Here is a 22,230-nt window from a genome sequence, read left to right on the forward strand (position 1 = left end):
ACTTTTGCGTCACAATGGCCGCGCCGCATCGGGGATCCCTCAGTCGAGGATCTTCAGCTCGTCCCAGATGGCATCGATCTTCTGCTTTACCGCCTCGTCCTGGACGATGGGCTGACCCCACTCCCGGTTGCTCTCCCCCGGCCACTTGTTGGTGGCATCCAGCCCCATCTTGGAGCCGAGCCCGGAGACCGGCGAGGCGAAGTCCAGGTAGTCGATGGGGGTGTGCTCGATCAGGGTGGTGTCCCTGGCCGGATCCATCCGGGTGGTGATGGCCCAGATAACGTCCTTCCAGTCCCGGGCGTTGATGTCGTCATCGCAGACGATCACGAACTTGGTGTACATGAACTGGCGCAGGAAGGACCAGACCCCCAGCATCACCCGCTTGGCGTGGCCGGGGTAGCGCTTCTTGATGGTCACCACCGCCATCCGGTAGGAGCACCCCTCCGGCGGCAGGTAGAAATCCACGATCTCGGGGAACTGCTTCTGCAACAGCGGTACGAACACCTCGTTGAGCGCCACCCCGAGCACCGCCGGCTCATCGGGCGGACGGCCGGTGTAGGTGCTGTGGTAGATGGCATCCCGGCGCATCGTCATGTGGGTGATGGTGAAGACCGGGAACTCGTCCACTTCGTTGTAGTAGCCGGTGTGATCGCCGTAAGGCCCTTCGGGGGCCATCTCCCCCGGCTCCAGATAGCCTTCCAGCACGATCTCGGCGCTGGCTGGCACTTCCAGATCGCAGCTCAGCGCCTTCACCACCTCGGTACGGCTGCCCCGCAGCAGACCGGCAAAGGCGTATTCGGAAAGGCTGTCCGGCACCGGCGTCACCGCGCCCAGGATGGTCGCCGGATCGGCGCCCAGCGCCACCGCCACCGGGAAGCGCTCGCCCGGGTGGGCCTCCTGCCACTCGCGAAAATCGATGGCGCCGCCCCGGTGATCCAGCCAGCGCATGATCAGCTTGTTCTTGCCGATTTTCTGCTGGCGATAGATGCCGAGGTTCTGCCGCTTCTTGTAGGGACCGCGGGTGATGGTCAGACCCCAGGTGACCAGGGGCGCCACATCCCCGGGCCAGCAGTGCTGGATGGGGATCTGATCCAGATCCACCGCGTCCCCTTCCAGCACCACCTGCTGACAGGGGGCCGAAGAGAGCCGCTTGGTCGGCATGTTGAGCACCTGCTTGAAGATGGGCAGCTTCTCCATCAGCTCCTTGAGCCCGCGAGGCGGCTCCGGCTCTTTCAGATAGGAGAGCCAGGTCCCCACCTGGCGCAGGGCGCTGACGTTGGGCTGGCCCATGCCCATGGCAACCCGGTCCGGCGTGCCGAACAGGTTGGTCAACACCGGCATGGTGTAGCCCTTGGGATTCTCAAACAGCAGAGCCGGGCCCCCCGCACGCAGGGTACGGTCGCTGATCTCGGTCATCTCCAGATAGGGGTCTATCTCGCGACTGATGCGCCTGAGCTGTCCGTTTTGTTCCAACTGCGCGATAAAATCACGCAAGTCCTTGTATTTCATGCAAGTACCCCAGCGGGATCAGGTGGTCCCGCATTATAACCCTGGCGGCGTATCCGGTGTACCCGTATCGGACCTCATGACGGACGAGGCGTGTCGCCGCTCCTGAAGCGTCAACCGGTTTGCCAATTGACCCAGGAGCCTGGGCTCGTCCATCTGCAACAACAGGCCGGCCACCAGCCCGCCATACTGGTGCTTGCCGAGTTCGGCCAGGAGGAACTGCTGGGCCCCGTCCGGCAAGGGGGAGAGGCGGCTGAGCTGGTGCAGGGCGGGGACCATCAGGCGGCTGTTCTGGCTGGCGGCGATCAGCAGATCGCTCGCCTCCTGACCTGAATAAAAGCGGGAAATGGTGTGTAGCGCAGTCAGGCTATCGTGATCCACTGGCTGACGCCACAGCTTGAGGTAGAGTGCCGTCTCCCCGGTCTGTTCGATGAAGTGCAGCAGCAACTGGTTGTCCGGCAGGAAGAGATTGAGGGCGGCAAGCCGCTGCGCCTCCCGGCGCAGCACGGATACCGGCTGCCGATCGAGCACCGCCAGCAGGGCCTGCTGCTGCTGTGCCAGCTCGGGATTGCGGCTGTAGTAGACCTGCTTGAAGTCGAAGCGATCCTGCTCCAGCAACTGGCGATAGTTGTCCTGCCAGGCCAGCTGCTGCCAGTGGCTCAGCACCAGCCGGGCCTCGGCGGGGAAGTCATAGGCGGGTAGCTGCACCAGGAAACCGTCCACCTTCCCTTCCACCAGCCATTGTGGCGCCTTGGCCGCTTGTGCCCGCACCCAGGCCAGCAGCGCCGGGCTCGGTGCGCCCGATGACTTGAGCTCACCCAGCAACTGGAACAACAGGAACTCCCGCTGCCCCACCGACAGGGTCTCGAGCAACGAGTCCATGGCATCAAACTGCCCGAGCGCCATGCGGCCGTCCAGGTACGCCCGATGCCCCTCCAGTCCCTCGTCCGCCACCAGGGGAGCCTGCAATTGCGGCGGGGAATCGGCATGCACCGGGGCCGCCAGCCACAACCAACCCATCCATATGAACAACACCAGCTTCATGACGTCCCTTTCCTTGTGACATCGAGGCTTCATACTACTAAGCCAGCCGTGAAATAGATAAACAAAAACCGCGACCTGGGCCGCGGTTTTGTCATTGAAGAGACTGTTACTTCTGTTGACGCTTCATGGAGTCGAAGAACTCGTCGTTGGTCTTGGTCGCAGCCAGCTTGTCGATGAGGAACTCGATGCTGTCGATCTCGCCCATGGGGTGAATGATCTTGCGCAGGATCCACATCTTCTGCAGCTCGTCCGGGGCGGTCAGCAGCTCTTCCTTGCGGGTGCCGGAGCGGGTGATGTCGATGGCCGGGTAGACGCGCTTCTCGGCAATCTTGCGCGAGAGGTGCAGTTCCATGTTGCCGGTACCCTTGAACTCTTCGTAGATGACTTCATCCATCTTGGAGCCGGTATCGATCAGCGCGGTGGCGATGATGGTCAGGCTGCCGCCCTCTTCGACGTTGCGCGCCGCACCGAAGAAACGCTTCGGACGGTGCAGGGCGTTGGCGTCCACACCACCGGTCAGCACCTTGCCGGAAGACGGGATGACGGTGTTGTAGGCGCGGGCCAGACGGGTGATGGAGTCCAGCAGGATCACCACATCCTTCTTGTGCTCGACCAGACGCTTGGCCTTCTCGATCACCATTTCGGCGACCTGGACGTGACGGGAGGCCGGCTCGTCGAAGGTGGAGGCGATGACTTCGCCCTTCACCATCCGCTGCATCTCGGTCACTTCTTCCGGACGCTCGTCAATCAGCAGCACGATCAGCTCACAATCCGGGTGGTTGTAGGCGATGCTCTGGGCGATGTTCTGCAGCAGCATGGTCTTACCGGCCTTGGGCGGTGCAACGATGAGACCGCGCTGGCCCTTGCCGATCGGGGATGCCAGATCCAGTACACGGGCGGTGATGTCTTCGGTGGAACCGTTGCCACGCTCCATGCGCAGACGCTCGTTGGCGTGCAGGGGAGTGAGGTTTTCAAACAGGATCTTGTTGCGGGAGTTTTCCGGACGGTCGTAGTTGACGTCGTTGACCTTGAGCAGGGCAAAATAGCGCTCGCCCTCTTTCGGCGGCCGGATCTTGCCGGAAATGGTATCGCCGGTACGCAGGTTGAAGCGGCGGATCTGGCTCGGGGAGACATAGATGTCATCCGGACCAGCGAGATAAGAGCCGTCTGCACTGCGCAGGAAACCGAAACCGTCGGTCAGGATTTCCAGCACACCGTCGCCAAAGATATCCTCGCCGCCCTTGGCGTGCGCCTTGAGGATTGCAAAGATAATGTCTTTCTTGTGCGCCCGAGCCAGATTTTCCAACCCCATGGATTCGCCAAGCTGGACCAGCTCGGACACAGGAGTGTTCTTAAGTTCAGTCAGATTCATAGTGGTGAAAGTCTGTAAGCAAGGATTGAAATGAGGAGACAGTCTGCTGGATTGATGCTGATCGGATTTGACTTGCCAGGCTGGTAGTTAAGCAAAGAGTCAGGCAAAAAGGTTAGCAAACGAGCGATAAACTAGCACCAATCAGGGTGAGCGTCTAGGTGATAAAACACAAGGAGCGCATTATTGCAATGCGCTCCTTCTTGATTATTACAGGTTGCCGTCCAGGAACTCTTTCAGTTGGGTCTTGGACAGGGCGCCGACCTTGGTCGCTGCCACTTCACCATTCTTGAACAGCAGCAGGGTCGGGATACCACGAATGCCGTACTTGGGCGGAGTGTCGGCGTTATGATCGATGTTCAATTTCGCCACGGTCACGCGACCTTCATATTCCTGAGCAACTTCGTTCAGGATCGGGGCAATCATCTTGCACGGTCCACACCATTCGGCCCAGAAATCGACCAGAACAGGGCTGTCGGCGTTGATTACATCGGCCTCGAAGCTGGCATCGCTCAGCTGAACAATCTTGTCACTCATCTCCAACTCCAGTCAGTAATTAAGGCTTTATTGATGGTTCAACAAAGGCAATAGTTGCCCTATTTGAAATGATCCTGTTTATTATTGCAAGCCTAACCTGATAACCTACCGCCATGAGCAAAACACATCTAACGACCGAAAAATTCGCCCAAATGGGCCTCGAACCCGAAGTTCTGGCTGGTCTGGAATCAAAGGGATTTCACTATTGTACGCCCATCCAGGCACTGTCCCTGCCCCTGCTGGTTGAAGGTCATGACCTCGCCGGTCAGGCCCAGACGGGGACCGGCAAAACCCTGGCTTTCCTGGCGGCGACATTCAACTATTTGCTGACCCATCCGCTGACCAGGCCGCGCCTCGTCAACCAGCCCCGCGCCATCATCATGGCCCCGACCCGGGAGCTGGCCGTCCAGATCTATAACGATGCAGAGAGCATGTCCGCCTCCACCGGGCTCAAGCTCGGTCTCGCCTATGGTGGCGAAGGCTATGACAAGCAGCTGGCCGTGCTGGAACAGGGCGTCGACATCCTGATCGGCACCACGGGTCGCATCATCGACTACTTCAAGTCCAAGGTCATCGATCTCGGCAACATCCAGGTCGTGGTTCTGGACGAAGCGGATCGCATGTTCGATCTGGGCTTCATCAAGGACATCCGTTTCCTGTTCCGCCGCATGCCCCCCGCCACCGAGCGTCTGAGCATGCTGTTCTCCGCCACCCTCTCCCTGCGGGTGCAGGAGCTGGCCTATGAACACATGAACCACCCGGAACATGTGCAGGTCGAACCGGAACAGATGACCGGCGTGCGGATCAAGGAGGAGCTCTTCTACCCCTCCAACGAAGACAAGATGTTGCTGCTGCTCTCCCTGATGGAAGAGGAGTGGCCCGAGAAAGCCATCGTCTTCGCCAACACCAAGCACGTCTGTGAAGACGTTCACGCCTGGCTGGAGAACGACGGCCACCGCGTCGGCCTGCTGACCGGCGACGTGCCGCAGAAGAAGCGGATGAAGATCCTGGAAGAGTTCACCAAGGGCACCCTGGATATCCTGGTCGCCACCGACGTGGCCGCCCGTGGTCTGCACATCCCCGACGTGACTCACGTCTTCAACTACGACCTGCCCGACGATGCCGAAGACTATGTCCACCGCATCGGTCGTACCGGCCGCGCCGGCAGAAGCGGTCACTCCATCAGCCTGGCCTGTGAAGACTATGCCTTCAACCTGCCGGCCATCGAGGAGTACATCCACCACCCCATCCCGGTCAGCAAGTATGACCGCGAGGCGCTGCTGGATGACGTCACCGCACCAAAACGGGTGTTCCGCAACCGCCAGCCGGTGAACCGCAACATGCGGGATCGCCAGGGCGGTGGCAACAGCAACAACCGTCGTCGTCCCCCCCGCAAGAACTGAGGGATCGGCCAAGTTGCACAACTCGCCTCTCTATGCCGCCATCGACCTCGGCTCCAACAGCTTTCACATGCTGGTGGTGCGCGAGGTCGCCGGTGCCCTGCGCACCGTCACCAAGGTCAAGCGCAAGGTACGCCTCGCCGCCGGCCTCGATGCCGATTTTCGCCTCAACCGTGCCGCCATGGAGCGGGGCTGGGATTGTCTGCGCCTCTTCTCCGAGCAGTTGCAGGACATCCCGTCCGACAACATCCGGGTAGTGGGCACCGCCACCCTGCGCCTGGCCACCAACGTCGACGAATTCATCAGCGAAGCGGAACGGGTGCTCAACCACAGCATCGAGATCATCTCGGGCGAGGAAGAAGCCAAGACCATCTATGAAGGTGTCTCCTGGACGTCGGCAGGGGAAGGCAACCGGCTGGTAATCGACATCGGCGGCGCCAGCACCGAGCTGGTGATCGGCGAGCAGAGCGAAGCCAAGCTGCTCAACAGCCTGCACATGGGCTGCGTCACCTGGCTCAACAACCACTTCGGTGACGGCGAGCTCTCCGAGGCCCGCTTCAACCAGGCCATTGCCGCCGCCAAGGCGGTACTGGAGAAAGTGGCTGCGGACTATCGTGTCCTCGGCTGGCGCACCTGCGTCGGCGCCTCCGGCACCGTCCAGGCGCTGCAGGAGATCATGCTGGCCCAGGGCAAGAGCGAGCGGGTCACCCTGCCCAAGTTGCAAGAGCTGATGGGTCAGGCCATCGCCTGCGGCAGACTCGATAAGTTGCAGCTCGAAGGGCTGGCGGCCGAACGGCTGACCGTGTTCCCCTCCGGTCTCGCCATCCTGATCGCCATCTTCGAGACCCTCGACATCGAGAGCATGACCCTGGCGGGTGGTGCCCTGCGTGAAGGGCTCATCTACGGCCTGCTCGGCAACAATCACGATTGTGATGCCCGGGATCGCACCGCCGACAGCCTGATCAGCCGCTACCAGCTCGACAAGGAGCACGCCGAGCGGGTCCGCGACACCGCCATCGAAGCGTTCACCCAGTTGCAGCCGGCCTGGCGCCTCTCCAAGCGCTACGGTCGCCCGATCCTGCGCTACGCGGCCCTGCTGCACGAAATCGGTCTGTGCATCGAGTACAAGAAGGCGCCGCAGCACGCCGCCTACATCATCGACAACATCGACATGCCGGGCTTCACCCCCGCGCAGAAGAAGCTGCTGTCGGCCCTGCTGTTCAACCAGCGGGATGAATTCAAGCTGGAGCCGCTGGAGAAACAGGGCGCCGTCACCGGTCGCCAGGCGATCCGGCTGGCCCGTATCCTGCGCATCTCCCTCATCCTCTGCATGCGCCGAACCCAGGGCACTGTGCCCAGGTTCATGCTGCAAGCCGATGAAGATGCCCTGACCCTGACCCTGCCCAAGGGGTGGCTGGACGAGCACTACCTGCGCGCCAGCGAGCTCCGCCTCGAGGTGGAGCGCCAGCAGAAGATGGGCTGGTCCACCCGGCTGCTGGAAGCCTGAGCCGCACACCCCATGGCCGATTACCAACCCGTCAGCTGTGACCTGTACGACTGGCTGGAGATCGCCGCCAGCTGTCAGCTGCCCGTCACGATCACCGACCGGGATGGACGAACCTGGGCGGACAGGATCCGCACCATAGAAGCCAGCGACGGAGTCGAATATCTGCTGCTGGAGCGCGCTGAGCGCCTCAGCCTGGCGGACCTGGCGACCCTGGAACTCGTCTGGCAAGGGGAAGAAAAGCGGATCCACTTCGCCCCACCCCGCAGCCAATGAATAGCAAAAGGGCCAACCTGATCAGGTTGGCCCTCTTCGTTTGACGCTCAGACTCCCTGCCAGTCGCCACTCAACTTGCCAGCGCCGCCATCACATAGACGTCGAAGCGGTTGCTCTTGGTCTCGATGGCCATGCTGGGCTTGTGCTCGTTGAGCCAGCCCGCATAGTCGGGCCGCTTCACCACCACCCGCTTGTCAGCCATCCTGAGCGCAGCCGGCAGCAGGGCATCCGCGTCGAGATCCGCCCCCACCAGGGACTGGAACACCCGCATCTCTTTTTTCACCAGCGCCGACTTTTGTTTGTGGGGGAACATGGGGTCCAGGTAGATGACCTCCGGCCGCTCGGCCAGCGCCAGCAGGGTCTCCACCGCCGGGCCTTGCAGCAGTTGCATCCGCTCGCGCACCCAGGGGCCTATCTCGGGATCCTGCCCCGCCCGGGTCAGACCGTCCTGGAGCAGGGCCGCCACCACGGGGCTGCGTTCGATCAGGGTCACCTTGCAGCCGAGGGAGGCGAGCACGAAGGCATCGCGCCCGAGCCCGGCGGTGGCATCCACCACGGTCGGCATGGCTCCCGACTTCAATCCCACCGCCTTGGCGATGGACTGGCCGCGCCCGCCACCGAACTTGCGCCTATGGGCCACCGCCCCTTCCACGAAGTCCACATAGACGGCCCCCAGCTTGGGTTCGTCCAGCTTGCGCAGCTCCAACCGCGATGCGGTCAGCACCAGGGCGAAGGGCGCGGGAAACGCCACGTCGGCAAGGCGCTGGCGCAGGGCGTCGAGCTCGCCATCGCGGGCGGGCACTTCACTGAAAACCTGAATATGGGGCATAACATGGACTCATCACGGCGCAGAAGCCGGCATGATAGCAGAAGCAGGGGGTCAGCTCACCGTGGTCAGATTCGCCAGGTTCATTCCCTGACGGTTGAGGCTCAGGTACTCGGTCAGATCGTCGAAGGGCAGCGGGCGGCTGAGCAGATACCCCTGGGTGAAGGCGCACCCCTTCTGGCAGAGGAAGTTGAGCTGCTCCCGGGTCTCCACCCCTTCGATCACCACCTGCATGCCGAGGTTGTGCACGATGTTGATGATGCCGTCGAGCAGCAGGCGATCCTGCTCGTTGAAGGGAATATGGCGCACGAAGGAGCGATCGATCTTCACCAGATCCACCGGGAAGGTACGCAGGTAGTTCAGTGCCGAGTAGCCGGTGCCGAAGTCGTCGATGGCCAGCTTGCAGCCCGCCTCGCGCAAGGCATCGATCCGCACCCTGTGCTGATCGCTGGTCTCCATCAGCAGGGATTCGGTGATCTCGATGATGATGTCCGCCGGATCCAGCTCGAAATGGCGGATCACCCTGAGCCACTCGTTGGCCTCCGGGTCTATGGTCTGGAACTCCAGGGTGGAGCGGTTGATGGACATCTGCAGATCCGGGAAGCCGGACTGCTGCAATCTGGCCAGATCCCGGCAAGACTGCCACAGCACCAGGGCACCCAGCCCCTGGATGAGCCCCGCCTCTTCCGCCAGCGGGATGAAATCCGCCGGTGAGACCTGACCCCAGTGGGGGTGATACCAGCGCACCAGGGCCTCCAGCTTGGCGACCCGGCCGCTGCGGTTGTCCCAGATGGGCTGGTAGGCCATGGTCAGCTGGCCCAGCTTGATGGCCTCCGCCAGATCGTGCTGCATCTGGTGGCGCTGACTCACCTCTTCCCGCATGGAGGCGTTGTAGGTGCCGAGGGGGCGTCCCTGGCGCTTGGCGACGAACAGGGCCTGCTCGGCATTGCGCAAGAGCTCGTCGCTGTCGCCGCCGTCATTGGGACAGAGGGTGATCCCCAGGGTGGCGGTCACATAGAGGTGCTGGTTGGCCAGCATGAAGGGACGGGCAAAGCCGCCGATCACCTGCTTGGCAAACACCTCGGCCTGACGGCGGTTGACGATGCCGGGCACCAGGAAGGCAAACTCGTCGCCGCCGATGCGGGCCACTAGGTCCTCGGTGCGCACCCGGCTCACCAGCCGATCCGATACCTCCCGCAGCAGGGCGTCGCCCACATGGTGATCCATGCTGTTGTTGACCGCCTTGAAGTTGTTGAGGTCGAGCACCATGAGGGCGAAGCGCTCCCCCCGCTCGCAGAAGCGGGCCAGACAGCGACCGAACAGCCAGCGGTTGGGCAGGCCGGTGAGGTTGTCGTAGTTGGCCTGGGCAGCGATCTTCTGCTCCGCCAGCTTGGTCTGGGAAAGATCGCTGAAGATGGCGATGTACTGACTGATCTTGCCCCCTTCCCGCACGGCGCTGATCATCAGCTGCTGGGGATAGAGCTTGCCGTTCTTGCGCTTGTTCCATACCTCCCCACGCCAGATCCCCACCCGCTCCAAGGCGTGGTACATGTCCGCATAGAAGGTCTGATCGTGCAGTCCGGACTTGAGCATGCTGGGCCGCTGGCCACACGCCTCCTCCTCGCTGTAACCGGTGATCTTCTCGAAGGCCGGATTGACCGAGATGATGCGACTGTCGGCATCGCACACCAGAATGGCTTCGGAGAGGTTGTCATAGACCCGGTGGGAGAGCTTGAGTTGCTCCGCATGGCGCCTGATGGGATCGATGTTCTCCAGCACCACCATGAGATAGTCGGGGTGCATCTGCTCGTTGCGGATCAGGGTCACCGTCACCCGTCCCCACAGGACGGTCCCATCCCGATGGAGATAACGCTTCTCCTGGGTAAACGCGGGACGCTCTCCCCGCTTGAGGGCGTCGTAGAGCGCAATGCTGGTCTGCCAGTCGTCCGGATGGTTGATTTCGGCGACGGTGAGCTGTTGCAGCTCCTCCTGGCTGTAGCCGAGCATCTTCTCGATGGCCGGGTTCGCCCAGAGGATCTTGCCGCCCAGATCCACCTTGCCGATGCCCACGGGCGCATGGGACATCATGGTGTCCAGGAAGTGGTGATGTTCCGGTTGCGCCGGCGGCTCCTGGCTCTGGCGCTGCTGATACATCAGCGCCAGTTCACGACCGGCGAGCGGGGCCAGCAGACGCAGCAGGCCCACTATCTTCTCCATTCTCGGCATGGCCCGCTTGAACATGACGCTGCACAGGCCGATGGTCTCTCCCTCGGCGTTCTTGAGCGCGACGCCGGCATAGGCTCTCACCTCGCAGCGCTCCAGCACGGCGGCGTGGGGGAACAGCTGGCGGGTGCGATCACTGAACCAAGCTTCACCCTGTTGCATGGCGATCTCCCCCGGAGTGTCGGCGAGGGGGAAGCTGTAGGCGTTGATGTCGAGGGAGGCGGGATAGGCGGCATGCACGGTAAAGAACAGACCCGCCTGATCCTTGCCGGACACCAGGACGAAGTCAGCCCCCACCGCGTTGGCGATTTCACTCACAAAGGCATCAAAATATCCCTGACCACTCGAATGAGACAGGCTGGAGATGATTTGATAGACAGACTCGAGTGCTCGCCTCATGGCAAGGTTCTTTCTCTCCCTGGAAGGTAGAACCCGACTCTACTGAAGAGGCGGGGACAGTGCAAACATGCACTCCGCAAGATATTAAAAAGGCTTGGAAAAAGGGACCAAAAGGTCCCTTTTTCTATCAAAAATCACGTTTCGATCCCACTATGCCGCAAATGTGTACCTGCTTGAAGCTCCCGCAGTGGCGCGGCAGCTCATCCAATCGAGGCTCACTGTTGCAGCTGGACCTCACGCGGCGATACCGCTGTGACGCAGCAGCGCATCCACCTGGGGCTCCCGGCCACGGAAGGCACGGAACAGCTCCATCGGCTCCCTGGATCCGCCCTTTTCCAGAATGTTCTTCAGGAAGGAGTGGCCCGTGGCCGGGTTGAAGATCCCCTCCTCCTCGAAGCGGGAGAAGGCGTCGGCAGAGAGTACCTCGGCCCACTTGTAGCTGTAGTAGCCCGCCGCGTAGCCGCCCGCGAAGATGTGGGAGAAGCTGTGCTGGAAGCGGTTGAACGCCGGAGGCGTCATCACGGCGACCTGGCTGCGCACCTCAGCCAGCAGCGCAGGGATCTGATCCGCTCTGGCCGGGTCAAAGGTCTGGTGCAGACGGAAGTCGAACAGGGCGAACTCCAGCTGACGCAGCATCTGCATCGCCGCCTGGAAGTTGCGGGCGGTCAGCATCTTCTCCAGCAGATCGGCGGGCAGCGGCTCCCCGGTCTCGTAATGGCCGGAGATGAAGGCCAGCGCCTCGGATTCCCAGCACCAGTTCTCGAGGAACTGGCTAGGCAGCTCCACCGCATCCCAGGCCACGCCGTTGATGCCGGCCACGCCGGCCACATCGATGCGGGTCAGCATGTGGTGAATGCCGTGGCCGAACTCGTGGAACAGGGTGACCACTTCGTTGTGGGTGAACAGGGCCGGTTTGCCGTCCACCGGGCCGTTGAAGTTGCAGGTCAGGTAGGCCACCGGCTTTTGCAGGGAGCCGTCCTGACGGTAGCGGCGACCCAGGCAGACATCCATCCAGGCGCCGCCCTGCTTGTGCTCGCGGGCATAGAGATCCAGGTAGAAGCTGCCGCGCAGCTCGTCATCGGCGTCAAAGATGTCGTAGAAGCGCACATCCGGGTGCCAGGTGTCGATGCCGAGACGCTCGCGCACCTTCATGCCGAACACCCGCTTGACCACCTCGAACAGCCCCTTCACGACCCGACCGGCGGGGAAGTAGGGACGCAACTGCTCATCAGAGACCGAAAACTTGTGCTGTTTGAGCTTTTCTGCGTAATAGGCAAGATCCCAGGCCGCCAGTTCGTCCTGACCGTGCTGCTCGGCGGCAAAGGCGCGGATCTCCTCCAGCTCCGCCTTGCCTTGGGGCAGGGACTTGGCAGCCAGGTCGGTGAGGAAGTCCACCACCTGCTCCGGCTTGTCCGCCATCTTGGTCGCGAGGGAGAGCTCGGCATAGTTGGCAAAGCCCAGCAGTCGGGCCAGCTCCCGGCGCAGGGTGAGCAACTCGGTCATGATGGCGGAGTTGTCCCACTTGCCGGCGTTGGGGCCCTGGTCGGAGGCGCGGGTGGTGAAGGCCTCATACAGCTCGGCACGCAGGGCGCGGCTGTCGGCGTACATCATCACCGGCAGGTAGGAGGGGATGTCCAGGGTGAACAGCCACCCCTCCTTGCCCTTGAGTTCGGCCATCTGGCGCGCGGCAGCCTGGGCGCTCGCGGGCAGACCGGCCAGCTCGGCCTCGTCGGTCACCAGCTTGTGCCAGCCCTGGGTCGCGTCCAGCACGTTGTTGCTGAAACGGGAGGCGAGCTCCGAGAGGCGGGCCTGGATCTCGCCGTAACGCTGCTGCGCCTCGGCAGGCAGACCGATGCCGGAGAGGCGGAAATCGCGCAGGGTGTTCAGGATTTCCTTGCGCTGGGCATCATCCAGCCGGGGGAAGTCATCGCTCTCGGAGAGGGCCAGATAGGCTTGATAGAGCCCTTCATGCTGACCGACATAGGTCTGGAATTCGGACAGCAGCGGCAGGCAGGCATCGTGAGCCGCTCGCAGCGCCTCGCTGTTCTGCACGGCATTGAGGTGGCTGATGGGGGACCAGATCCGGGAGAGGCGGTCGTTGACCTCTTCCAGCGGGGCGATCAGGCTGTCCCAGGTGTGAGGCTCCTTCTGGGCCAGCACATCCTCAATCTTCTGTTTGCAATCGGCGATGGCCTGCGTCACGGCAGGTTGCACCTGATCGGGCTGGATCTGGCTGAAGGGAGGCAGCGAGTCCATTGTCAGCAAAGGGTTAGTCATCTGCGGTACCTCTAAATGCTCTGCAGCCCCTGCCGTCCAGAAGCCTGCTTGGACCATCTAAGATGTAGGCAGAAACCCCATTTATCAAGCCTTTGCCGCCAAGAGACGGGCTTGTTGCCCACTTTTTCAGGCATTTTGTTCATAAAACCAGCACTTCATCTGCCAGAGACGACAATGCCGGCCCGAGGGCCGGCATTGTGAGGGCATGGACACTCCCCGCCTCAGCGTCAGGCGTCCTCTTTCAACCACTGGGCGACCCGCTTGGCGAAGTAGGTGAGGATGCCATCGGCCCCGGCCCGCTTGAAGCAGAGCAGGGATTCCATCACGCACTCCTTCTCCTTGAGCCAGCCGTTCTGGATCGCCGCCATGTGCATGGCGTACTCGCCACTCACCTGATAGGCGAAGGTCGGCACGCCGAACTGATCCTTCACCCGGCGGATGATGTCCAGGTAGGGCATGCCCGGCTTGACCATGACGCTGTCCGCCCCTTCGGCGATGTCGAGGGCCACTTCGTGCAGGGCTTCGTTGCCGTTGGCCGGATCCATCTGGTAGGTGGCCTTGTTGCTCTTGCCGAGGTTGGCGGCGGAGCCCACCGCATCGCGGAACGGGCCGTAGTAGTGGGAGGCGTACTTGGCGGAGTAGGCCATGATCTGCACGTTGACGAAGCCATTCTCCTCCAGCGCCGCGCGGATGGCACCGATGCGGCCGTCCATCATGTCGGACGGTGCCACCATGTCGGCCCCGGCGGCGGCATGGGAGAGCGCCTGCTTCACCAGGATCTCGGTGGTGATGTCGTTCTGCACATAGCCTTCGTCATCGATGATGCCGTCCTGGCCGTGGGTGGTGAAGGGGTCGAGCGCCACATCGGTGATGACCCCGAGCTCCGGGAAGCGCGCCTTGAGGGCACGGGTCGCCCGCTGGGCCAGGGCATCCGGGTTGTAGGCCTCTTCCGCCATCAGACTCTTTCTCTCCAGCGGCGTCACCGGGAACAGGGCCACCGCCGGCACACCCAGGGCCACCAGTTCGGCGGCCTCTTCGAGCAGCAGATCGATGGAGAGCCTGTCCACCCCCGGCATGGAGGCAACGGCCTCTCGCTGACCCTCCCCCTCCAGCACGAACACGGGATAGATGAGATCGTCGACGGTCAGTACGTTTTCGCGCACCAGGCGGCGGCTGAAGTCATGTTTGCGCACCCGGCGCAGGCGACGGCCCGGGAAGGCCCCCGGAAGAGTTGTGGCCATGAATCACTCCAAAAGCGGAAGTTGGAAGAATGCGGCGGAGGTGGCCCGGGTATGGGCCAGCAAGGCCTCGGGCGCTTCACCACGGCAGGCCGCCACCACCTGGGCGATGTGCGGCAAAAAAGCGGGTTCGTTGCGTCTGGGCCTGGGTTTCAGATCCCGCGGCACCAGGTAGGGGGCGTCCGTCTCTATCATCAGGCGACCCGCCGGAATGCGGGCCACCTGCTCGCGCAGCAGCTGGCCACGGCGCTCGTCACAGAGCCAGCCGGTCACCCCGATATGCAGCCCCAGCGCCAGGCACTCGTCCAGCTCGGCGTCGGAGCCGGTGAAGCAGTGCAGCACGGCCCCCGGCAGGCGGGGCAACCAGGGGCGCAGGATTTCGACGAATTTGTCATGGGCATCGCGGCAGTGGAGAAACACCGGCATCCCGAGCTCGGCGGCGAGCGCCAGCTGGGCGTCAAACACCGCGTCCTGCACCGGGCGGGGGGAGAAGTCCCGGTTGTAGTCGAGACCGCACTCGCCGATGGCCACCACCTGGGGCAGGGCCGCCAGTTCGCGCAGGGCGGGCAGGGTCGCCTCATCGACGCTTTTGGCATCGTGGGGATGCACCCCGGCGGTGGAGAAGCAGTAACCGGGCCAGCGGGCCGCCAATGCGGCGCTCTCGCGGCTGCCGGCCAGATCGGTGCCGGTCAGGATCAGGGCTTCCACCCCGGCGGCGCGCGCGCGTTCCACCAGGTCGGCCTGTTCGCCTGCGAACTGGCTGCTGGTCAGGTTCAAACCGATGTCGATCATGGAGTCAGGGGTTCCGGGCAAACGAGGTGCATATCAGGCATTTGAAAACCATCTACTCGATGGGGCCTTACCATACGCCTCGAACGGATGCATGAAAAGAGGAAGGGAGCCTCAGCTCCCCTCTTCCGTTTGTTGCTGCTCCTCGTCCTCTTTCTTCACGTAAAAGCGGGCGAAGAACAGACCTATCTCCCACAGGCCCCACATGGGGATCGCGAGCAGGGTCTGGGAGAAGACATCGGGCGGCGTCAGCAACATACCGACCACGAAGACCCCGACGATGACGTAGGGGCGCTTCTCCTTCAGGCTCCTGGGGGTGGTCACCCCGGTCCAGCAGAGCAGTATGGTGGCCACCGGGATCTCGAACGCCACCCCGAACGCGAAGAACAGGGTCAGCACGAAGTCCAGGTAGCTGGCGATGTCGGTCGCCACCGTCACCCCGGCGGGGGCAGTACTGGTGAAGAAGCCGAACACCAGGGGGAACACCACGTAGTAGGCGAACGCCATCCCCGCATAGAACAGCACGGCGCTGGAGGCCACCAGGGGCAGGATCAGCCGCCGTTCGTGCTGGTACAGACCGGGTGCGATGAAAGCCCAGGCCTGATAGAGCAGATAGGGGATCGCCACGAAGAAGGAGACCACCAGGGTCAGCTTGATGGGCGTGATGAAGGGCGTCGCCACATCCGTCGCTATCATGCTGGTGCCTGCCGGCAACTGGCTGAGCAGCGGCTGGGCCACGAAGTCGTAGATGTTGTTGGAGAAGTAGATGAGCGCGATGAACACCAGCAGGATGGCGGAGATCGCGCGCAGCAGACGGGTTCTCAGCTCTACCAGATGGCTGATGAGGGGTTGTTCTGCCTGACTCATGGCTTCACCTCCCCTTTGGCTGCGGACTCGCTGGCGGGCACAGGCTCGCTCTCTCGCTGGCTGTTGACCGGTGGCACCTCTGGGGTCGCGGGCGCCGGGGCCGCCACCGGAGTGGCTGGCTCAGCCTGGGCGGGCTCCCGAGGCGGGCGGATCTCGTTCTCCCCCTGATAGGGACGATTCACCGACTGGGCGGCCGCTTTCAACTGCTCGATGGACTCCTGCAGCTCGGGGCTCAGGTTGTTCATCTGCAACCGTTCGGCCTTCTTCAGATCGTTGTGCAGATCCTGCAACTTGAGCTCCTGCTCCAGCTCGGCCTTGACCGAGTTGGCGGTGCTGCGGATCAGCCTTATCCAGTGGCTGGCAGTGCGGATCGCGACCGGCAACCGCTCAGGACCCAGCACCACCAGGGCGACGACGCCGATGACGACCAGTTCCCAAAAACCGATGTCGAACATGGCTTAGGCCTGATCTTTGTCTTTCTGCTTGGCGGCTTCGGCGTTGCTGGCCGTCTCGTTCAACTGCTTGGTCGGGAACTCGGCATCTTTCTGCTCGGGTTTGGTGTCGGCCGGCTCATCGGAGAGCGCCTTCTTGAACCCCTTAACCGCCGCGCCCAGATCGCCACCGATACCGCGCAATTTCTTGGTGCCAAACAACAGCACGACGATGACTGCGATGATCAACAACTGCCAAATACTGATACCACCCATGACTTTCTCTCCGGATAGGCGCCCGATGGCGCAGGTTATTTAATGGGAACGGGTTCGCAACCAACCCAGCAGCCAGCATAACCCGGCGCCGGCGAGGCTGATTTGTCCCCACTCAATGTGTTGTTTCTGGGTCAGCAAGAATACACCCGCAAGCAGCAGGCTGGCTCCAACCCCTAAGAGGTAGCGGGCCTGCCCCTGACGGCGACTGTGGCGACGGAAATCGGCAAACATCTGGTCGAAGTGGTGCTGCTGATGGCGGGCCTGACGCAGGGTCTCGTAGACCAGCTCCGGCAGCTCCGGCAGTTTCTCCGCCCAGAACGGCGCCTTCTCCTTGATGGCATTCCACACCGCCTTGGGGCCGACCTGCTCGTGCATCCAGTTTTCCAGATAGGGCTTGGCGGTCTGCCACAAATCCAGCTGGGGATAGAGCTGGCGACCCAGCCCTTCCACATAGAGCAGGGTCTTTTGCAGCAGCACCAGTTGCGGCTGCACCTGCATGTTGAAGCGACGGGCGGTGTTGAACAGATTGAGCAGCACGTGGCCGAAGGAAATCTCGGAGAGCGGTTTCTCGAAGATGGGCTCCAGCACGGTGCGGATGGCGAACTCGAACTCGTCCACCTTGGTATCGGGCGGTACCCAGCCTGACTCCACGTGCAGCTCGGCCACACGGCGGTAGTCGCGATTGAAGAAGGCGAGGAAGTTCTCCGCCAGGTAGCGCTTGTCTTCCCGGTTGAGGGTGCCGACGATGCCGCAGTCGATGCCGATCCAGAGCGGATTCTCGGGGTGTTCGAAAGAGACGAAGATGTTGCCCGGGTGCATGTCGGCGTGGAAGAAGCTGTCGCGGAACACCTGGGTGAAGAACACTTCCACTCCGCGCTCGGCCAGCAGCTTCATGTTGGTGCCGTTGGCTTCCAGTGCCGCAATGTCGGAGACCGGAATGCCGTAGATGCGCTCCATCACCAGCACCTGCTCACGGCAATGGTCCGTGAACACCTCGGGCACATAGAGCGCCTCGGAGCCGGTGAAGTTGCGGCGCAGCTGGATGGCGTTGGCCGCTTCGCGCATCAGGTTGAGCTCGTCGAGTATGGTCTTGCGATACTCCTCCACCACCTCGATGGGGCGCAGTCGTCCGCTCTGGGGCACGAAACGGGCCACCAGACGGGCCAGGGCCTGCATCAGGCGCAGGTCGGCCTCGATGACCGGCTCGATATCGGGACGGATCACCTTGATGACGATCTCGCGGCCGTTCTCCTTCAACCGGGCGGTGTGCACCTGGGCGATGGAGGCGGATGCCAGCGGCGTCTCGTCGAACTCATCGAACAGAGTCTCGACGGGGCAACCCAGGCTCTCTTCTATCTGGCGACGGGCGGCCTGGCCACAGAAGGGAGGCACCCTGTCCTGCAGCAGGGCCAGCTCTTCGGCAATGTCAGGGGGCAGCAGGTCTCGGCGGGTCGAGAGCATCTGGCCGAACTTGATGAAGATGGGGCCCAGGGCCTCGAAGGCGAGGCGAATGCGGGCGCCACGGCTCATGCCTTGTTGCTTGTTCTTGAGCCAGAACAGGCTGCGACGGGCCAGACGGCCAGGCCAGGGCTGATAACGGGCGGGCACCAGCTCGTCGATGCCCTGTTCCAGCAGGATGCTGACGATGCGATAGAGGCGTTTGAACTCCTTCGGGGTCATCAGCTCACCTGCTGTTCGAGGCGGGCAAGCCGCAACTCGATCGCCTTCATCTGTTGGACCAGCTCTTCGACATCGTCATTGAAGCTCGCCACTTCCAGCGGACCCGGGGCAAGCCTCGCCTCCTCGGTCAGATACTCGGCCACTTGACGCTGGGAACGGCACAACTCTCGCCCCACAAAACGGCGAGCCTGACGAGCACCACTGCACAGGGTGTGGGCCACCACATCGCCGGTGTAGCGGGACAGCTCCTCTTCCCAGTCGATATCGAGCTCGCCAAGCAGGGCGCTGAATGCCTGCACCAGCTGGGGGTCACCGCTCAGGTCCAGCTTCTCCTCGCGGATGTAGCGGGTCAGGGCGGAAGGCTCCTTGAGCAGGCCGAGGGCGGTCAGGGAGAGGCTCAGCACCGCATCCGCCTCCCCTTCAAACATGGCCAGCACATCCAGACGGCGCTCCGAGAAGACAAACCAGAGCGGCTTGAGCTCGCGCAGCTCCAGTTTGAGTACCTTGCCCGTCAGCTTGCGCAGCCGCTCCGGGCTCTGTTTGTCCAGGGCCAGCAACTGGTTGAGGCTGGTTTCGATCACCGCGGTGACCATGGCATCCATCGGCATAGGCGACCTTAAAACTTGTAACCGCGGTGCAGGGCAACCACGCCCTGGGTCAGGTTGTAAAACTCGACCTGTTCGAACCCGACATTCTCCATCATGCCTGCCAGGGTCTGCTGATCCGGGTGCATGCGGATGGATTCCGCCAGGTATTTGTAACTTTCGCTGTCATTCGCGACGATTTCGCCCATTTTCGGCAGCAATTTGAAGGAATAGAGATCATACAGCTTGGCGATCACTTCGCTCACCGGCTTGGAGAACTCCAGCACCAGCAGGCGGCCACCCGGCTTGAGCACCCGGAACATGGAGGCAAGCGCCTTGTCCTTGTCGGTGACGTTGCGCAGGCCGAAGCCGATGGTGATGACGTCGAAATGGTTGTCAGGGAACGGGAGCGCCTCGGCATTGGCCTGCACGTAGGAGACGTTGTTGGCCACCCCCAGGTTGCGCAGTTTGTCGCGGCCCACTTTCAGCATGGAGTCGTTGATGTCCGCCAGGACCACCTGGCCGGTCTCACCCACGATGCGGGAGAACTTGGCGGTCAGATCCCCTGTGCCGCCAGCCAGATCCAGCACCTTCTGGCCCTTGCGGACACCGGAGCAGTCGATGGTAAAGCGCTTCCAGAGGCGATGGATGCCGAACGACATCAGATCGTTCATCAGATCATACTTGGCCGCTACCGAATGGAAGACACCGGCGACCAGGGTTTCCTTCTCGGTCGCTGCCACGGTTTTATAGCCAAAATGCGTAGTAGTAGTCTGTTCCGACATCCCTCAAATACCCATAGAGCAAAGAATGGCCGCCAGTTTACCAGAGCCGATGGCGTGCGGACACCTCAAACCCGGCTTGCGACCAACTGCATCCCCAGCACGACCATGGCCAGGCAGAGGAACAGATTGAGACCGATATTGAGCAGCGCCTTCAGATAGGCCCCTTGCTGGGCCAGCACGACCGTATCGAGGGCAAAGGAGGAGAAGGTGGTCAGGGCACCGAGGATACCCACCATCAGCAATGGCTTCATCGGGTGTTCCACCACGTGACCATGGCTGATCAGGGCATAAGCAATCCCCATGATGAAGGAACCCACCACGTTGACCACCAGGGTGCCATAGGGAAAGTGGCGTCCCAGCAGCCATGCCATCAGCTCGGCGATGCCAAAGCGCAGGCAGGCACCGAAGGCGCCCCCGACAGCGACAAATAACCAGGTTTGCATCAAGCAGTCTCCAAGATTGTCAGGTTGGCATTATGCAAAATGTCGGCAGCAGGGGACAGCCGGGCAATTAATCGACCCTGCTAGACCCTAGCGGCGAAAGTCTACCGATTCTGCATTCACAAGATGGAGGGTCGTCTCGGCCGGGCGAGTATCGGCGATGACTCTGCCATGACGGATGGAATAACGTACCGGCACCTGGCGGCGCACCGCATCGAAACCATTCTCTGCAGGAAGGATCAGCAGGTTGGCGGGCTTGCCCACCTCGATGCCGTAGCGATCCTGCACGTTCAGGGTGCGGGCGCTGTGGCTGCCGATCAGCTTGAGGCTGTCGTTGATCTGCTCGTAGCCCATGATCTGGCAGACATGGAGCCCCATGTGCAGCACCTGCAACATGTTGGCCGTGCCCATGGGATACCAGGGATCGAACACGTCGTCGTGGCCGAAGCAGACGTTGATGTTCGCCTCCAGCATCTCCTTCACCCGGGTGATGCCACGGCGCTTGGGATAGCTGTCGAAGCGCCCCTGCAGGTGAATGTTCACCAGCGGATTGGCCACGAAGTTGATGTCCGCCATCCTGAGCAGCCGGAACAGCCGCGAGGCATAGGCTCCGTTGTAGGAGTGCATGGCGGTGGTGTGGCTGGCGGTCACCCTATGACCCATGCCGCGCTCGTAGGCCAGGGTTGCCAGCGTCTCGATAAAACGGGACTGTTCGTCATCGATTTCGTCGCAATGCACATCCACCAGAACCTGATATTTCTCTGCAAGATCGAAGACGTAGTGCAGACTTTCGACCCCGTACTCCCGAGTGAACTCGAAATGGGGGATGGCGCCTATCACGTCGGCCCCCAGCTTGAGGGACTCTTCCAGCAATGCCTTGCCGTTGGGGTAGGAGAGGATCCCCTCCTGTGGGAAGGCCACTATCTGCAGTTCCACCCACTCCTTCATCTGCTCCCGCACCTCCAGCATCGCCTTCAGGGCGACCAGATTGGGATCGGAGACATCCACATGGGTGCGGACAAACTGGATGCCGTTGGCGATCTGCCACTTTAACGTCTGGATGGCCCGCAGCTTCACATCCTCGCGGGTCAGCAGCGCCTTGCGCTCCGCCCAGCGTTCAATCCCCTCGAACAGGGTGCCGGAGAGGTTCCAACTCGGCTCGCCAGCCGTCTGGGTGGTATCGAGGTGAATGTGCGGTTCGATAAAGGGGGGGATGACAAGGCCTTGCTCACCATCAAGCTCGCGGGCAGAGAGCAGCTGGGTGCTCATGGGCTCGATGGCCCGGATCACGCCTCCCTGACAGAGGATTTGCCACATCCCTTCCCTGCCCGCCAGACGCACATTCCTAATCAGCATGTTCTTTCCCCTTCGAAAGCGTAGTTGTCTTTGCCAATCCACAACTTAGCCCGGATCCCTTTAATAGAGAAGCGCCGCCCGGAAAGCATACGGGATAGAAAGGGAAGATATCTCAGCAACAAGAAGGTGCGACATTGCAGGACTGCAATTTGCGATGGATGGCTGAAAGGCAGACACAAAAAAGCCTCCCGATTGGGAGGCTTTCTTATTTAATGGTGCTGATACCCAGAATCGAACTGGGGACCTCATCCTTACCAAGGATGCGCTCTACCGACTGAGCCATATCAGCACACTAACCGGTAAAGACCACGCTCAATGCGTAATCTAAAATTGGGTGCCTGGCAGTGTCCTACTCTCGCATGGCGAATGCCACACTACCATCGGCGCTACAGCGTTTCACTTCTGAGTTCGGCATGGGGTCAG

General features: G+C 62.0%; 20 protein-coding genes and 1 tRNA gene. 3 read left to right on the forward strand and 18 right to left on the reverse strand.

Translation table 11 applies throughout. The annotated features are described in order from the left end of the window. Nucleotides 1-39: 39 nt before the first annotated feature. From ubiD to trxA, 4 genes are all read right to left on the reverse strand, one after another. Nucleotides 40-1,509: a 4-hydroxy-3-polyprenylbenzoate decarboxylase gene (gene ubiD / locus AB5Y51_RS18340; RefSeq protein WP_010672372.1), complete on the reverse strand. Its 1,470-nt coding sequence runs from the start codon at nucleotides 1,507-1,509 to the stop codon at nucleotides 40-42. 33 nt (nucleotides 1,510-1,542) lie between these two features. Continuing rightward, nucleotides 1,543-2,550: a hypothetical protein gene (locus AB5Y51_RS18345; protein WP_010672371.1), complete on the reverse strand. Its 1,008-nt coding sequence runs from the start codon at nucleotides 2,548-2,550 to the stop codon at nucleotides 1,543-1,545. A gap of 106 nt (nucleotides 2,551-2,656) precedes the next feature. Then, nucleotides 2,657-3,922 carry a transcription termination factor Rho gene (rho, locus tag AB5Y51_RS18350; protein ID WP_010672370.1) on the reverse strand — a complete coding sequence of 422 codons (1,266 nt, stop codon included), beginning with the start codon at nucleotides 3,920-3,922 and terminating at the stop codon, nucleotides 2,657-2,659. 207 nt (nucleotides 3,923-4,129) lie between these two features. Continuing rightward, entirely contained in the window at nucleotides 4,130-4,456 is a 327-nt protein-coding gene (trxA, locus tag AB5Y51_RS18355) for a thioredoxin TrxA (RefSeq protein ID WP_010672369.1), read from the reverse strand. 113 nt (nucleotides 4,457-4,569) lie between these two features. On the opposite strand from trxA, the gene rhlB reads away from it, so the two are divergent. The 3 genes from rhlB to AB5Y51_RS18370 are packed head-to-tail and all read left to right on the forward strand — an operon-like array spanning nucleotide 4,570 to nucleotide 7,636. After that, a complete protein-coding gene (rhlB, locus tag AB5Y51_RS18360; protein WP_029313424.1) occupies nucleotides 4,570-5,859 on the forward strand; it encodes an ATP-dependent RNA helicase RhlB in 1,290 nt (429 codons plus the stop codon). 13 nt (nucleotides 5,860-5,872) lie between these two features. Further along, nucleotides 5,873-7,363: a guanosine-5'-triphosphate,3'-diphosphate diphosphatase gene (gene gppA / locus AB5Y51_RS18365; RefSeq protein ID WP_042017418.1), complete on the forward strand. Its 1,491-nt coding sequence runs from the start codon at nucleotides 5,873-5,875 to the stop codon at nucleotides 7,361-7,363. Nucleotides 7,364-7,375: 12 nt separating this feature from the next. Next, nucleotides 7,376-7,636: a Rho-binding antiterminator gene (locus AB5Y51_RS18370; RefSeq protein ID WP_368178924.1), complete on the forward strand. Its 261-nt coding sequence runs from the start codon at nucleotides 7,376-7,378 to the stop codon at nucleotides 7,634-7,636. A 70-nt stretch (nucleotides 7,637-7,706) separates the two neighbouring features. On the opposite strand, the gene AB5Y51_RS18375 is transcribed toward AB5Y51_RS18370, so the two are convergent. The 14 genes from AB5Y51_RS18375 to AB5Y51_RS18440 all read right to left on the reverse strand — a co-directional run bounded on the left by AB5Y51_RS18375 (nucleotide 7,707) and on the right by AB5Y51_RS18440 (nucleotide 22,096). After that, entirely contained in the window at nucleotides 7,707-8,456 is a 750-nt protein-coding gene (locus AB5Y51_RS18375; RefSeq protein ID WP_069652920.1) for a class I SAM-dependent methyltransferase, read from the reverse strand. A 60-nt stretch (nucleotides 8,457-8,516) separates the two neighbouring features. After that, nucleotides 8,517-11,084 (reverse strand): bifunctional diguanylate cyclase/phosphodiesterase, encoded by a 2,568-nt coding sequence (locus tag AB5Y51_RS18380; protein ID WP_226043559.1) that lies wholly within the window; start codon nucleotides 11,082-11,084, stop codon nucleotides 8,517-8,519. A 234-nt stretch (nucleotides 11,085-11,318) separates the two neighbouring features. After that, on the reverse strand, nucleotides 11,319-13,361 hold the full coding sequence (prlC, locus tag AB5Y51_RS18385) for an oligopeptidase A (protein WP_042879059.1): 2,043 nt from the start codon (nucleotides 13,359-13,361) through the stop codon (nucleotides 11,319-11,321). 227 nt (nucleotides 13,362-13,588) lie between these two features. Further along, a complete protein-coding gene (hemB, locus tag AB5Y51_RS18390) occupies nucleotides 13,589-14,602 on the reverse strand; it encodes a porphobilinogen synthase (protein ID WP_368178927.1) in 1,014 nt (337 codons plus the stop codon). A gap of 3 nt (nucleotides 14,603-14,605) precedes the next feature. Next, a complete protein-coding gene (locus tag AB5Y51_RS18395) occupies nucleotides 14,606-15,391 on the reverse strand; it encodes a TatD family hydrolase (protein WP_368178929.1) in 786 nt (261 codons plus the stop codon). 111 nt (nucleotides 15,392-15,502) lie between these two features. Continuing rightward, the gene (gene tatC, locus AB5Y51_RS18400) at nucleotides 15,503-16,255 is read right to left on the reverse strand and encodes a twin-arginine translocase subunit TatC (protein WP_010672360.1); all 753 of its coding nucleotides are present in this window, start codon (nucleotides 16,253-16,255) and stop codon (nucleotides 15,503-15,505) included. Continuing rightward, on the reverse strand, nucleotides 16,252-16,710 hold the full coding sequence (tatB, locus tag AB5Y51_RS18405; protein WP_368178931.1) for a Sec-independent protein translocase protein TatB: 459 nt from the start codon (nucleotides 16,708-16,710) through the stop codon (nucleotides 16,252-16,254). The genes tatC and tatB overlap by 4 nt, the downstream gene beginning before the upstream one ends. A gap of 3 nt (nucleotides 16,711-16,713) precedes the next feature. Further along, nucleotides 16,714-16,962, reverse strand: coding sequence for a Sec-independent protein translocase subunit TatA (tatA, locus tag AB5Y51_RS18410; RefSeq protein ID WP_010672358.1), 249 nt, complete (start codon nucleotides 16,960-16,962; stop codon nucleotides 16,714-16,716). A gap of 39 nt (nucleotides 16,963-17,001) precedes the next feature. Then, the gene (gene ubiB / locus AB5Y51_RS18415) at nucleotides 17,002-18,642 is read right to left on the reverse strand and encodes a ubiquinone biosynthesis regulatory protein kinase UbiB (RefSeq protein ID WP_368178932.1); all 1,641 of its coding nucleotides are present in this window, start codon (nucleotides 18,640-18,642) and stop codon (nucleotides 17,002-17,004) included. Beyond that, nucleotides 18,642-19,250 carry an SCP2 domain-containing protein gene (locus AB5Y51_RS18420; protein WP_368178933.1) on the reverse strand — a complete coding sequence of 203 codons (609 nt, stop codon included), beginning with the start codon at nucleotides 19,248-19,250 and terminating at the stop codon, nucleotides 18,642-18,644. The genes ubiB and AB5Y51_RS18420 overlap by 1 nt, the downstream gene beginning before the upstream one ends. Nucleotides 19,251-19,258: 8 nt before the next feature. Further along, nucleotides 19,259-20,011: a bifunctional demethylmenaquinone methyltransferase/2-methoxy-6-polyprenyl-1,4-benzoquinol methylase UbiE gene (ubiE, locus tag AB5Y51_RS18425; protein WP_039041078.1), complete on the reverse strand. Its 753-nt coding sequence runs from the start codon at nucleotides 20,009-20,011 to the stop codon at nucleotides 19,259-19,261. Nucleotides 20,012-20,076: 65 nt separating this feature from the next. Next, complete coding sequence (crcB, locus tag AB5Y51_RS18430) at nucleotides 20,077-20,454, reverse strand: fluoride efflux transporter CrcB (RefSeq protein ID WP_039041077.1); 378 nt, start codon at nucleotides 20,452-20,454, stop codon at nucleotides 20,077-20,079. Between the two features lie 87 nt (nucleotides 20,455-20,541). Further along, nucleotides 20,542-21,807 carry a cytosine deaminase gene (locus tag AB5Y51_RS18435; protein WP_183149117.1) on the reverse strand — a complete coding sequence of 422 codons (1,266 nt, stop codon included), beginning with the start codon at nucleotides 21,805-21,807 and terminating at the stop codon, nucleotides 20,542-20,544. Between the two features lie 213 nt (nucleotides 21,808-22,020). Continuing rightward, nucleotides 22,021-22,096 (reverse strand) — tRNA-Thr (locus AB5Y51_RS18440). Nucleotides 22,097-22,230: the final 134 nt, after the last annotated feature.

Origin of the sequence: Aeromonas sp. R7-1, assembly GCF_040908115.1 — a bacterium.
GTDB classification, from domain to species: Bacteria; Pseudomonadota; Gammaproteobacteria; order Enterobacterales; family Aeromonadaceae; genus Aeromonas; species Aeromonas caviae.

Excerpts from the sequence above, each read along its gene's own strand:
- ubiD (WP_010672372.1), bottom strand. The coding sequence starts at position 1,509 with ATGAAATACAAGGACTTGCGTGATTTTATCGCGCAGTTGGAACAAAAC.
- AB5Y51_RS18345 (WP_010672371.1), bottom strand. The coding sequence starts at position 2,550 with ATGAAGCTGGTGTTGTTCATATGGATGGGTTGGTTGTGGCTGGCGGCC.
- rho (WP_010672370.1), bottom strand. The coding sequence starts at position 3,922 with ATGAATCTGACTGAACTTAAGAACACTCCTGTGTCCGAGCTGGTCCAG.
- trxA (WP_010672369.1), bottom strand. The coding sequence starts at position 4,456 with ATGAGTGACAAGATTGTTCAGCTGAGCGATGCCAGCTTCGAGGCCGAT.
- rhlB (WP_029313424.1), top strand. The coding sequence starts at position 4,570 with ATGAGCAAAACACATCTAACGACCGAAAAATTCGCCCAAATGGGCCTC.
- AB5Y51_RS18370 (WP_368178924.1), top strand. The coding sequence starts at position 7,376 with ATGGCCGATTACCAACCCGTCAGCTGTGACCTGTACGACTGGCTGGAG.
- AB5Y51_RS18380 (WP_226043559.1), bottom strand. The coding sequence starts at position 11,084 with ATGAGGCGAGCACTCGAGTCTGTCTATCAAATCATCTCCAGCCTGTCT.
- prlC (WP_042879059.1), bottom strand. The coding sequence starts at position 13,361 with ATGACTAACCCTTTGCTGACAATGGACTCGCTGCCTCCCTTCAGCCAG.
- hemB (WP_368178927.1), bottom strand. The coding sequence starts at position 14,602 with ATGGCCACAACTCTTCCGGGGGCCTTCCCGGGCCGTCGCCTGCGCCGG.
- AB5Y51_RS18395 (WP_368178929.1), bottom strand. The coding sequence starts at position 15,391 with ATGATCGACATCGGTTTGAACCTGACCAGCAGCCAGTTCGCAGGCGAA.
- tatC (WP_010672360.1), bottom strand. The coding sequence starts at position 16,255 with ATGAGTCAGGCAGAACAACCCCTCATCAGCCATCTGGTAGAGCTGAGA.
- tatB (WP_368178931.1), bottom strand. The coding sequence starts at position 16,710 with ATGTTCGACATCGGTTTTTGGGAACTGGTCGTCATCGGCGTCGTCGCC.
- tatA (WP_010672358.1), bottom strand. The coding sequence starts at position 16,962 with ATGGGTGGTATCAGTATTTGGCAGTTGTTGATCATCGCAGTCATCGTC.
- ubiB (WP_368178932.1), bottom strand. The coding sequence starts at position 18,642 with ATGACCCCGAAGGAGTTCAAACGCCTCTATCGCATCGTCAGCATCCTG.
- AB5Y51_RS18420 (WP_368178933.1), bottom strand. The coding sequence starts at position 19,250 with ATGCCGATGGATGCCATGGTCACCGCGGTGATCGAAACCAGCCTCAAC.
- ubiE (WP_039041078.1), bottom strand. The coding sequence starts at position 20,011 with ATGTCGGAACAGACTACTACTACGCATTTTGGCTATAAAACCGTGGCA.
- crcB (WP_039041077.1), bottom strand. The coding sequence starts at position 20,454 with ATGCAAACCTGGTTATTTGTCGCTGTCGGGGGCGCCTTCGGTGCCTGC.
- AB5Y51_RS18435 (WP_183149117.1), bottom strand. The coding sequence starts at position 21,807 with ATGCTGATTAGGAATGTGCGTCTGGCGGGCAGGGAAGGGATGTGGCAA.